Annotated in this window: 12 protein-coding genes; 11 read left to right on the forward strand and 1 reads right to left on the reverse strand. The window is 59.7% G+C overall.

The annotated features are described in order from the left end of the window. The first annotated feature begins 9 nt into the window (after window positions 1-9). From KGB07_RS02235 to KGB07_RS02275, 9 genes are all read left to right on the forward strand, one after another. Entirely contained in the window at window positions 10-978 is a 969-nt protein-coding gene (locus tag KGB07_RS02235) for a Gfo/Idh/MocA family protein (RefSeq protein ID WP_046038540.1), read from the forward strand. Window positions 979-1,199: 221 nt separating this feature from the next. Beyond that, window positions 1,200-1,952, forward strand: coding sequence for a GntR family transcriptional regulator (locus tag KGB07_RS02240; protein ID WP_046038539.1), 753 nt, complete (start codon window positions 1,200-1,202; stop codon window positions 1,950-1,952). Further along, a complete protein-coding gene (locus KGB07_RS02245; RefSeq protein ID WP_223464378.1) occupies window positions 1,949-3,679 on the forward strand; it encodes a fumarate reductase/succinate dehydrogenase flavoprotein subunit in 1,731 nt (576 codons plus the stop codon). The genes KGB07_RS02240 and KGB07_RS02245 overlap by 4 nt, the downstream gene beginning before the upstream one ends. Window positions 3,680-3,705: 26 nt before the next feature. After that, the gene (locus KGB07_RS02250; RefSeq protein ID WP_008050632.1) at window positions 3,706-3,951 is read left to right on the forward strand and encodes a ferredoxin family protein; all 246 of its coding nucleotides are present in this window, start codon (window positions 3,706-3,708) and stop codon (window positions 3,949-3,951) included. Between the two features lie 169 nt (window positions 3,952-4,120). Continuing rightward, complete coding sequence (locus KGB07_RS02255) at window positions 4,121-5,527, forward strand: ABC transporter substrate-binding protein (protein ID WP_223464380.1); 1,407 nt, start codon at window positions 4,121-4,123, stop codon at window positions 5,525-5,527. Between the two features lie 136 nt (window positions 5,528-5,663). Next, complete coding sequence (locus tag KGB07_RS02260) at window positions 5,664-6,446, forward strand: ABC transporter permease (protein WP_046038535.1); 783 nt, start codon at window positions 5,664-5,666, stop codon at window positions 6,444-6,446. Then, window positions 6,446-7,294, forward strand: a complete 849-nt coding sequence (locus tag KGB07_RS02265) for an ABC transporter ATP-binding protein (protein WP_046038533.1) — start codon at window positions 6,446-6,448, stop codon at window positions 7,292-7,294. The genes KGB07_RS02260 and KGB07_RS02265 overlap by 1 nt, the downstream gene beginning before the upstream one ends. Next, window positions 7,291-8,253 (forward strand): HEAT repeat domain-containing protein, encoded by a 963-nt coding sequence (locus KGB07_RS02270; protein WP_223464382.1) that lies wholly within the window; start codon window positions 7,291-7,293, stop codon window positions 8,251-8,253. Before KGB07_RS02265 ends, KGB07_RS02270 begins: the two co-directional genes overlap by 4 nt. Beyond that, window positions 8,250-8,528 (forward strand): DUF971 domain-containing protein, encoded by a 279-nt coding sequence (locus KGB07_RS02275; RefSeq protein ID WP_223464384.1) that lies wholly within the window; start codon window positions 8,250-8,252, stop codon window positions 8,526-8,528. The genes KGB07_RS02270 and KGB07_RS02275 overlap by 4 nt, the downstream gene beginning before the upstream one ends. 70 nt (window positions 8,529-8,598) lie before the next feature. On the opposite strand, the gene KGB07_RS02280 is transcribed toward KGB07_RS02275, so the two are convergent. Continuing rightward, window positions 8,599-9,318 carry an AAA family ATPase gene (locus KGB07_RS02280; RefSeq protein ID WP_223464386.1) on the reverse strand — a complete coding sequence of 240 codons (720 nt, stop codon included), beginning with the start codon at window positions 9,316-9,318 and terminating at the stop codon, window positions 8,599-8,601. Window positions 9,319-10,687: 1,369 nt separating this feature from the next. Here KGB07_RS02280 and lexA point away from each other — a divergent pair. Both lexA and imuA read left to right on the forward strand, forming a co-directional pair. Further along, a complete protein-coding gene (gene lexA, locus KGB07_RS02285) occupies window positions 10,688-11,305 on the forward strand; it encodes a transcriptional repressor LexA (RefSeq protein ID WP_046038528.1) in 618 nt (205 codons plus the stop codon). Next, window positions 11,305-11,922 carry a translesion DNA synthesis-associated protein ImuA gene (gene imuA, locus KGB07_RS02290; protein ID WP_223464388.1) on the forward strand — a complete coding sequence of 206 codons (618 nt, stop codon included), beginning with the start codon at window positions 11,305-11,307 and terminating at the stop codon, window positions 11,920-11,922. Before lexA ends, imuA begins: the two co-directional genes overlap by 1 nt. Window positions 11,923-11,928 lie beyond the last annotated feature (6 nt).

An 11,928-nucleotide genomic window follows, 5' to 3' on the forward strand; every position in this document is an offset into this window, starting at 1 on the left:
GGAGTGCCTATGAACCTGGTGCGCTGGGGCATGATCGGCTGTGGCAGTGTCGCTGAACGCAAAAGCGGTCCGGCCTTCTACAAGGCGCCCGGGTCGGCGTTGGTGGCGGTGATGGGGCGGCGCCTGGAAGCGGTCACCGACTACGCCGCTCGTCACGGCATTGCGCGGGTCTACACCGATGCGCAGGCGCTGATCAACGATCCCGAGGTCGACGCGGTGTACATCGCCACACCACCCGACAGCCATCACGCCTATGCCTTACAGGTGGCCGCCGGCGGCAAGCATTGCTGCGTGGAAAAACCGATGGCGCTGAATGCCGGGCAAAGCCGTGAAATGCAGCAGGTGTTTGCCGATGCCGGGCTGCACCTGTTCGTGTCTTATTACCGACGTTCGCTGCCACGCTTCCGGCAAGTGCGGCAATGGCTGGAAGAGGGGCGGATCGGCGAGGTCCGGCACTTGACCTGGACCCTCACCAAAGCCCCGTCGGCAGCGGATCAAAACGGCACCGATAACTGGCGCACCGATCCGGCGATTGCCGGTGGTGGCTACTTTGCGGATCTGGCCAGCCATGGCCTGGACCTGTTTCAGTACCTGTTCGGCGATATCGTCGAAGTCGCCGGGCTCACCGCGCGGCAGGCCGGTTTGTACACGGCCGAAGATGCCGTCAGCGCCACTTGGCGGTTTGCCAGCGGGGCACTGGGGATGGGCTGCTGGAACTTCGTTTCAGATCGTCGCGAAGACCGGGTCGAAGTGATTGGCAGTACCGGCCGGATCACCTTTTCAGTGTTCGATGAACACCCGGTCGAGCTGCACGCCGATGAACACCTCAGCCTGACCATCGAGCATCACGCCCACATTCAGTGGCACCACGTATTGGGCATGAATGCGCATATTCGTGGCGAGGCGCAGCACCCGGCCGTGGCCGAACAGGCGCTGAAGACCGATTGGGTGATGGACCAGATTCTCAAGCGGCACTGATCCCTCAGGTCACACACAATCCCCTGTAGGAGCGAGCCTGCTCGCGATAGCGGTTTCACATTCAACATTGAAATCGACTGACCCGCCGCCATCGCGAGCAGGCTCGCTCCTACAGTTTTGGGTTGCATCGCGCATCTAACCTTATGCGCATTCGGTATTTCTCAAGTCTGTCAAAACTTCTCTAAGATCACGTCATAACTCGTTATAACAAGTGATCTGCCATGACCGATAACGTTCTATCCCTGAGCAGCGTCCCGTTGCACACCCAGCTGCGAGATTTGCTGCGCACCCGCATCCTCGACGGCGAATACCCCCAAAACAGCCAGATGCCTTCCGAAAGCGAGCTTGGCGCGTTGTTCAAGGTCAGCCGCATCACCGTGCGCCAGGCCTTGGGCGACCTGCAAAAGGAAGGGCTGATCTTCAAGATCCACGGCAAGGGCACCTTCGTCGCCAAGCCGAAAACCTTCCAGAACGTCAGCACCCTGCAAGGCCTGGCCGAGTCCATGGCCGGTCGCGGCTATGAGGTGATCAACCGCCTGCGCAGCTTCAAGTTCATTGCCGCCGAAAAGCTCGTCGCCGAGCGTTTGCAGGTGGCCGAAGGCGAGGTCGTGACGCAGATCAAACGGGTGCGCCTGATCAACCGCGAGCCGATTTCCCTGGAAATCACTTACCTGCCCAAGGCCGTTGGTGAGCGCCTGGAAAAAGCCGACCTGGTCACCCGCGACATTTTCCAGATCCTGGAAAACGACTGTGGCCTGGCCCTGGGGCACGCCGACCTGGCCATCGATGCGGTACTGGCCGACAGCGACCTGACTCGGGCGCTGAACGTCGAACCCGGCTCGCCGATCATGCGCATCGAACGCTTGACCCACAATGTCGACGGTCAGCCTCTGGACTTCGAACACCTTTACTACCGTGGCGATGCCTTCCAGTACCGCCTGCGGATCGACCGGCAAAAAGGGGAGCAGGCATGACGCGCAGTACGTTGGAGCAGGAATACGACATCGTCGTGATCGGAGGCGGCACCGCCGGCCCCATGGCGGCGATCAAGGCCAAGGAACGCAACCGCGACCTGCGGGTGTTGTTGATCGACAAGGCCAACGTCAAGCGCAGTGGCGCGATCAGCATGGGCATGGACGGCCTGAACAACGCGATCATTCCCGGCCACTCGACGCCTGAGCAGTACACCAAGGAAATCACCATCGCCAACGACGGTATCGTCAATCAGGCCGCGGTGTACGCCTATGCCACCCACAGCTTCGAAACGATCGAGCAACTGGACCGTTGGGGTGTGAAATTCGAGAAGGACGAAACCGGCGACTACGCGGTGAAGAAGGTCCACCACATGGGCGCTTATGTGTTGCCGATGCCGGAAGGGCACGACATCAAAAAGGTTCTGTACCGCCAGCTCAAGCGGGCGCGGGTGAGCATCACCAATCGCCTGGTCTGCACCCGATTGCTGACGGATGAGGAAGGCGCGGTCAACGGCGTGATGGGCTTCGACTGCCGCACGGCGGACTTCCATGTGATCAAGGCCAAGGCGGTGATCCTCGCCTGCGGTGCCGCCGGACGCCTGGGGTTACCGTCCTCCGGCTACCTGATGGGCACCTACGAAAACCCGACCAATGCCGGCGACGGCTACTCGATGGCCTACCACGCCGGGGCCGAGCTGGCGAACCTGGAATGCTTCCAGATCAACCCGCTGATCAAGGATTACAACGGCCCGGCCTGCGCCTACGTCACCGGCCCCTTGGGCGGCTACACCGCCAACAACAAGGGCGAACGCTTCATCGAGTGCGACTACTGGAGCGGGCAGATGATGTGGGAGTTCCATCAGGAGCTGGAAAGCGGCAATGGCCCGGTGTTCCTCAAGCTCGATCACCTGGCCGAGGAAACCATCCAGAACATCGAAGAGATCCTGCACAGCAACGAGCGTCCGAGTCGCGGCCAGTTCCACGCCAATCGCGGCACCGACTACCGCACGCAGATGGTCGAAATGCACATCTCGGAAATCGGCTTTTGCAGCGGGCATTCGGCCTCGGGGGTGTGGGTCAACGAGAAAGCCGAGACCTCGGTCAAGGGCTTGTACTCAGCCGGGGACATGGCTGCCGTGCCGCACAACTACATGCTCGGCGCGTTCACCTATGGCTGGTTCGCTGGCAACAACGCAGCGGACTTTGTCGCCGGACGCGAGTTTTCAGCGCTGGATGCGCGGCAGATCGAAACCGAAAAACAGCGGGTTTACGCACCGCTGGATCGCGAACACGGCCTGCCACCGGCCCAGGTCGAGTACAAGCTGCGACGCTTCGTCAACGACTACCTGCAACCGCCGAAAGTAACCAAGAAGATGCAGATCGGCCTGCAACGCTTCAGCGACATCCAGCGCGATCTCGACCAGATCAAGGCCCACAACGCCCACGAACTGATGCGCGCCATGGAAGTCAGCATGATCCGCGACTGCGCCGAAATGGCCGCCCGCGCTTCACTGTTCCGCGCCGAAAGTCGCTGGGGGCTTTACCACCACCGCGTCGATCACCCGCAACGCAACGACCGCGACTGGTTCTGCCATTGCCATCTGAAGAAAGACGAAAACGGTTTGATGAGCAGTTTCAAGAAAGCCATCGAACCTTACATCATCCCGCTGGATGCCGACGAGATGCAGGCCTACGATCGGCTGCGGGTCGGTGCGGATGCCGCTTGAGCATCACCCAAGAGAGAGACCGTGAAATGGCCTATCAAGCCCAGGAAATCTTCTTCCGTTCCAACGCCCCCGTCACCGTCGACGAGGACAAATGCATCGCCCACAAAGGCTGCACCGTGTGCGTCGACGTCTGCCCGATGGACCTGCTGGCGATCAACCCGGCCACGCAAAAGGCCTACATGGCCTTCGACGAATGCTGGTACTGCATGCCCTGTGAAAAGGACTGCCCGACGGGCGCTGTGAAAGTCGAGATCCCGTACCTGCTGCGCTGAAACACAAATCAATGTAGGAGCGAGCCTGCTCGCGAAGAGGCCAGCCCAAACAACGCTAAAACGCCATCCGGCACCACCGGACGCCTGATTCAAGACACCCCTCGTTTCCCACCGCGCCCTGATCGTGGCGGAGACGAACATCCAATAAATGATTCGAGGGGAAACACTCATGATGTTGCGTGCAGCTTTGGCCGGTCTGGTACTGGCTTCATTCACCCTGTCGGCCTCGGCCGAAACCATCCGCATTGCCATCGGCACCCAGGACACCACCATCAACTGCGCCGCCGGCGGATTGTTGATTCGCGAGCTCGGGCTGCTGGACAAATACCTGCCCCACGATGGCCCCTACAAAGACGCCCAATACGAGGTGCAGTGGAAAAACTTCACCAGCGGCGCCCCCCTGACCAACGAGATGGTGGCCGGCAAGCTCGACTTCGGCGCCATGGCCGACTTCCCCGGCGCGTTCAACGGCGTGGCGTTCGAAACGGCGGGCAAGCACAGCCTGTTCATCAGCGTGCTGTCGGGCAGCATCAAGGGCAGCGGCAACGGCATCGTGGTGCCAAGCGCATCGGGCGTGCAGTCCCTGGCAGAACTCAAGGGCAAGACCATTTCCGTGCCGTTCGCTTCCACCGCCCATGGCATGCTGCTGCGCGCCGTCGCGGCCCAGGGCTGGGATCCGCTCAAGGACGTGAACATCATCGCCCAGCCGCCGGAAGTCGCCGGCTCCGCGTTGCAGGCCGGCAAGATCGATGCCCACGCTGACTTCGTACCCTTCGCCGAACTGTTCCCGAGCCGTGGTTTCGCCCGCAAGATTTATGACGGTTCCCAGGCCAACGCGCCGACCTTCCACGGCGCGCTGGTCGATCAGGTCTATGCGAAAAAGTACCCGAAAATCGTCGTCGCTTACCTGCGGGCGAGTATCGAAGCCAACCAGTTGCTGGCGGCTGAACCGGAGAAATACAGCGAGTTGATCGCCAAGGTCACCGGGGTCGATGCCGAGGTCAATTACCTGTTCCATGGCCCCCTCGGCGTGCAGACCCGCGACCTGAGCTGGAAGCCGGAATACCGTCAGGCCGTGGGCACCGCCATCGATACCCTCAAGTTGTTGAAGAAGGCCGATCGCGGTCTGGATCTCAACACCTTCATCGACGACCAATACATCCGCGCCGCCTTCAAGGCTTCGAACCTCGACTACAGCGCGCAACTGGCCAGTTACGGGCAGACGCCGCTCAAGGCCGTCGATGCCACCAGCGGCAAAGCCATCACCGACTTCAGCCATGTGGCGGAAATCTGGGTGCGCGGCGAGCCGAAAGTCCGCCAGTACGCCTCGGCGCAAGCGGCATTTGCCGCGCTGGCCGGCCTCAAGCAGGAAGGCAAGAACATCCGCGCGGTGTACGCCCAGGCCCGCGACAGCGGGATCAAGCTGCTGGCGGATCAGGCGTGGTTTGCCACCGATGGGAAAGGGCAGTTGAGTGCGTTCCTGCTCAAAGGCCAGGCCCAACAGTTCGCGACGGCGCAGGGCGGCAAGGTCCTCGACTTCACTGATGCCACTGCGCAGGCCGTGGCTGTTCGCTAACAGTCGTAACACCACAGCCCCCTGTAGGAGCGAGCCTGCTCGCGAAGGCGGTGGGTCAGTCGACATCAATGTTGAACGTGAAACCGCTATCGCGAGCAGGCTCATTCCTACAAGGTTTGAGTCGAGAGGAGGATTTGTGTACCGATCATATTCACGCTGGATTCCCAGAGCCGCATCCTTACTGCTCTGCCTCGTATTCTGGCAACTCGCCGCCAGCCACCACTGGAACCTCGGCCTGGTGACCTTCGCCAATGTCCCGACACCCGTGGCGGTCGTTGAAGCCGCCCTCGGCCTCGGCGACTCGGGCAAACTCGCGCAGCATCTGGGCAGCAGCCTCGGTCGGGTATTCGCCGGTTACCTCGCGGCACTGATCGTCGGCGTGGCCCTGGGCTTGGCCATCGGCCGCTCGAAATGGGCCGAAGATCTGTTGTTGCCGCCCCTGGAAGTGCTGCGCCCGATCCCGGCGGTGGCGTGGATTCCCCTGGCGATCCTGATGTTTCCCTCGTCGGAGCTGTCGATGGTGTTCATCACCTTCACCGGCGCGCTGTTCCCGATCCTGCTCAACACCGTGCACGGCGTCGAAGGCGTCGACCCACGGCTGATCGCCTCGGCGAAAAGCCTCGGGGCAGGGCGCCGGGCCATCCTGCTGGAGGTCGTTCTTCCGGGTGCCGCGCCCAGCATCATCACCGGCCTGGCCATCGGCATGGGCACCTCGTGGTTCTGCCTGGTGACGGCGGAAATGATCTCCGGCCAATTCGGCATCGGCTATTACACCTGGGAGTCCTACACCATCCAGAACTACGCCGACATCGTGGTCGGCATGTTGCTGATCGGCGTGCTCGGGATGGGCAGCAGTCTGTTGATCAAGCGTCTGGGCGGGCTGTTCACGCCTTGGCATCGACCACGAGGAAAAGCCTGATGAGCGTTTTTCAACATCTGGAAGGGCGTATCGATATTCGCGGGCTGTCGATCAGCCTGGGCGAGGGCGACACTGCTTTCGAAGCGGTGCAGGGCCTCGATTGCCAGATCGAGCCGGGGCAGTTCGTGTGCATTCTCGGGCCGTCCGGTTGCGGCAAATCGACCTTGCTCGGCGCCCTGGCCGGCCACCTGCAACCGCGTACCGGCACGCTGAATGTCGATGGCGCAGCGGTGTCGGGCCCATCGCCCCAGCGCGGCATGGTGTTCCAGCAGCACACATTGTTTCCGTGGCGCACGGTGCGCGACAACGTGGCGTTCGGCTTGAAAATGCAAGGCATCGGCAAGGCCGAACGGCACAAGGCGGCGGATGAAATCCTCGCCCTGGTGGGCCTCGAAGGCTTTGCCGGGCGCTGGCCCGACCAGCTCTCCGGCGGCATGCAGCAACGGGTGGAAATTGCCCGGGTGCTGGTCAACCGTCCGCGCCTGTTGCTGATGGACGAGCCCTTCGGTGCCCTCGATGCCCTGACCCGATTGAACATGCAGGAACTGCTGCTGGACATCTGGACGCGCATCCGCACCACCGTGGTGTTTGTCACCCATGACATCGACGAAGCGCTGTTCCTCGCCGATCGCCTGCTGGTCATGAGCTCGCGCCCCGGACGAATCATCGAAGACCTGCGCCTGGACTTCCCCCGGCCGCGCAGCACGGAACTGGTGACCCGCCCTGAATTCTCGCACCTCAAGCGCCATTGCCTCGAACTCCTGCGGCACGAAGACGGCCGGCAACTGCCGCGCCTGAACCCGCTCGGACTTCCCCCTGAAACCAAACTGCCGCGATTTGCCCTATGACCTCACTATTCGATATAACCGATAACGACGACATTCTTGCCCTGCAACCGCGCCTGACCGACGAGGATGCCGGTGTGCGCCGGATCGCACTGATCGAACTGGCCGATCTCGAGGAGCCGGACGGCCTGCTGTGGTTGATCAATCGACTGGCCGAAGACCCGATTGCAGACGTTCGCGCCGAAGCCGCACGCCTGCTGGAAGCCTGGGAGGACGAACCGGTGGTCGAAGCGCTGTGCCAGGCCCTGACGGATCCATCCCCGGCGGTGCAGGTGGCCGCTGCGCAAAGCCTCAGCCTGCTCAAGAGTGAAGCGGCGGGCCGGGTCATCCTGCCGTGGACCGGGCACGCCGACAGCGGCGTACGCATCGCCGCGTTCAGGGCGTTGCGCGAGTTGCGTTGCCCCGATGCCGCCGATGCGGCTGCCCGGGCACTGGACGATGAAAGCGCCAGCGTGCGCCGCGAGGCGGTGGGCGTGCTCGGCTGGCTCAAGCAACTCGATGCCTTGCCGGCACTGGCGCGGCTGGCCAGCGCTGACCCGGACACCGACGTGCGACGTGCCGCCACCGGTGCACTGGGCCTGGCGTCTGACGCACAGGTGCTGCCGGCCCTGCGCCAGGCCTTGCGCGACGCTGCCTGGCAAGTCCGCGAGGAAGCCGCCACCACCCTGGGCAAGGTCGGCCACCTCGACGCCGGCCCGGCCCTGATCGACGCCCTGGACGACGATTACTGGCAAGTGCGTCTGCGCGCCACCCGCAGCCTCGGTCGCTTGCGTTTTGTACCTGCGCTCGAAGCGCTGATCGACACCCTCGGCCACCGCATCAGCAACCTGCGCAAGGAAGCCGCGTTGGCCATCGGCGAATTGAACGACCCAAGGGCCATTGCGGCATTGCAGGACGCACAAGACGACGGCGACCCGGAAGTGCGCAAGGCCGTGCGCATTGCCTTGAGTCAACTGCAATGAACCCGCTGGCGATTGGCAATTCCCGCAGCAAACAGCAGTTGCGACTGAACTGGCCGGATGGTCGTGAACAGGTGTTCGAACACGCCGAACTGCGCCGGCAGTGCCCGTGCTCGCAGTGCCGGGCGTTTCGGTTGCGAGGGATGGCGCCGATGGTGGATGAGCGGGTTCAGGTGATCGAATTGCACTCGCAGGGGTATGGCCTGCAATTGGTCTTCAGCGATGGGCATGAGCGGGGGATTTATCCGTGGGCTTATCTTGCTGGGCTTACCGACTGAATCGAATTCCATTCCTCATCGGGAGTTGTCGCGGTCTGCGGCAGCTCCCCCCGTGTGCGCTTCCAGTTGCTTATGTTGCGAATACAGGTTCAGTAACGGCTCGGATAAACGCATCGTCCACAGTCTTTACGCCATACCGATGCATGAACTCACTACCATTGGCAAAGCGATTGAAGCGTTGCTGGCTAATCATGTAAAGATAATCACAATGGTTAATTACTTCATCAACATTATGCGAGGAGACCAGAATAGCGGTGCCCTCCCTGGCGGCGCCGCGAAGGCATTGCCAAATATAGCGACGAAATTCTGGATCTACACCGGCAGTAGGTTCGTCGAGAATCACGAAGTCTGCAGAAATTGAAAGAAGAGAGAGAGTAAAGAACCAGCGTGTCTCTCCGTAGCTGCATAGCGATGATTTTTTGTTCCATATGTCTTGGTATCGGTCAATTATTGCAGGGCTCCACGCACTTAATTTTTTCAGGGTTTTATCTTGTGTCATGGGCTCGCTTGATGAAAGCGCAGTCACCATTTTAAAGATGTCACGCATGCGCAATGGTGGGGGTGTGGAGATGATTTGAGAAAGGTATAAAAAGTGGCTGAAGTCATTTTTTATGAAACCGGACTTTGCTTTTTTGAGGTCACAGACGATATCGAAAAAAGTTGTTTTCCCAGATCCATTGGGTCCCAGAATGCCGACAATGTCGCCTTGAGCAACCTCAAGAGATGCCTGGGTCAAGAGGGGGTTGTCTGTATAGGAGAAGTCAATGCTCTGCGCCGTGAATTTTTTCATCAGTATCGGCTCCATACGGGATTGATTCTTAGGTGCTTGAACGTTTTGTGCAGTACTGAAATAAATAAAATAATTATTGCTGTCGTGATGAGTTTGTTGGATTCAAGACCTTGTTCCATTATCTGGCTTGCAAGTGTTAGTGGGTTTGCGAGGTTCAAAGTATCGGTGATGGGGTTTGATCTGCTGGCACTCATTACACCGAGAATCAGCATGCAGAACGAAAAAATGGAAAGCAGAGTGTTCGAGTTCTGAAAATTGATCGGTAGCAATGAGAATGCAGCCCCGAAAGTGCAAAACATGATAAAGCAGATGTAAAAGCGTAGTGCTATATTCAATAGTTCATTGAAGGCATAGTTTCCAAATGGGAATTTGGTCATTAAGTAAAAGGTTGCGCAATAAGATATCGATATTAACGAGTAGGCAATGAAGTGCGATAAAAGAAAAATCAGTTTCGATTCCTTGGAGTAAATAAATGATCGGGTGAATCCGCTTTCCCTTCTTCCGATTATGTAAAAGGCGAATCCGAATAACGCGACGCTAGAGGATATATAGGCATAAAACCATGCTGAAATAGTAATGTAGTTGCTCGAAAAATAGTTGGGGTCTTGCCTGGTTGTTGCAAAAAAATAGAACATCGCACAAGGTGATATCATGATCCAGAAAAAAGCGATGGGTTCTTTTAGTTGTTCTTTTATGAATATGGACGTTAGGGAGAAAGCTCTGGGCAGAATATTTTTAGTCATTGAGTGTCACTTTTTCAGGCTTGTTGTTTTTTATTTTGCTTTTATTTGTTGGGGCGCTTGGCATTAAGTGGTGCTGCAAGGATTAGTTGATTTTACTGTTGGATGCAAGCGACAGGATTTTGTGTCGTAGGGGGATTCCTGCATGTTTTTAAGATGCGTCCTGCATGATATTAGGAACCTTAGTGGCTTGGTTTTGTTTTGGTGTGGATAGTTTCTAGCGTGGAACTGTGAAATTCCTTTTTGAAACTGTGTTTTAGTTTTCGGCAAGCAGAAATGATCTTGCTGTGTTGAGTAGAATATTTCTGTAGGAGTAAATGTGCGGTTCGTACTTTTTTTATGAATTTTTATTTTCTTCAGATGCTAATTTTTTTAGAAGAGCGACGAACGGTAGACCTTGTTTTTTTGATCGCCCGTTTTGTTCGAGTAAGGAGTGCTTGGTTTACGTCTGCGGGCTATCGAGTTGCACGCCAGGAGGATGGCCTGCTCTGGTACAACTCCCCCCTGTAGGAGCGAGCCTGCTCGCAATAGCGGACTGACATTCAATATCGATGTTGACTGTGCTGGCCTTATCGCGAGCAGGCTCGCTCCTACACTGCCCTTGCCAGGAAAAAGCCAAAAGAGTACAAATGTACTCCATGACGACTCTGACTCCCCGCCGTACCGCCATCCTGACCTTTATCCGCGATCGCATCGCCGAGCACGGTCAGCCTCCGAGCCTCGCTGAAATCAGCGAGGCGTTCGGTTTCGCCTCCCGCAGCGTGGCGCGCAAGCATGTGCTGGCGTTGACCGAAGCCGGGTTTATCGAGGTCAACCCGAATCAGGCCCGGGGCATTCGCCTGCTCGGGCAGCCGCCGCGTCCCGAGTTGCTGGACATCCCGGTGCTGGGCCGGGTGGCGGCTGGTGCGCCGATCGGTGCCGATGCCGAGGTGCACAGCCGCTTGCTGCTCGATCCGTCGATCTTCTCGCGGGTGCCGGACTACATGTTGCGGGTGCGGGGTGATTCGATGATCGAGGACGGCATTCTCGACGGCGATCTGGTGGGCGTGCACCGCAGCCCCGAGGCCGTTAATGGCCAGATCGTCGTGGCGCGGCTCGACGGCGAAGTCACCATCAAGCGCTTCGAGCGGGTCGGCGATGTGGTTCGCCTGCTGCCACGCAACCCGGCCTACCAGCCGATCATTGTCGAGGCCGACCGGGACCTGGCCATCGAAGGCGTGTTCTGTGGCCTGGTGAGGCAAGGCTGATGGGCGCCGTCGTTGCGCTGGATACGCTGTTCAATGGCGGCCAGGTCTGGAGGGGCCGGCCTGCGCCGCCGGCTGCCAGCCCGCAGCCCACCGGGCATGCCGCGCTGGACGCCGCATTGCCCAGCGGTGGCTGGCCGGAGGCGGCGCTGACGGAAATCCTGTTGGCCGGGCAGGGCGTGGGCGAGTTGCAACTGGTGTGGCCGACGCTGGCACGGCTGTCGGCGGCGGGCGAACGCATCGTGCTGGTGGCGCCGCCTTATGTGCCGTATCCCCAGGCGTGGCAGGGCGCCGGGGTCGATCTGCGTCAGTTGTCGATCATCCGGGCCAGCGAGCGCGATGCGCTGTGGGCGGCGGAACAATGCCTGCGTTCGGGCAGTTGCGGTGCGGTGCTGTGCTGGCCGCACAAGGCCGATGACCGCGCCTTGCGCCGCTTGCAGGTGGCGGCGGAAACCGGCCAGACCCTGGCCTTCGCCTATCGTCCCCTCGGTGAAGCGATCAACCCTTCGCCGGCGGCCCTGCGCATTGCCATCGATGCCCGACCGGCGCAACTGCGCGTGCTCAAGTGCCGCGGCGGCCTGGCCCGTTCGGCGCCGATTGCCTTCGCCGTGGGGCATTGAGGTTGC

Source organism: Pseudomonas sp. GL-RE-26, from assembly GCF_019956275.1.
In the GTDB taxonomy this organism is placed as follows: Bacteria; Pseudomonadota; Gammaproteobacteria; order Pseudomonadales; family Pseudomonadaceae; genus Aquipseudomonas; species Aquipseudomonas grandcourensis.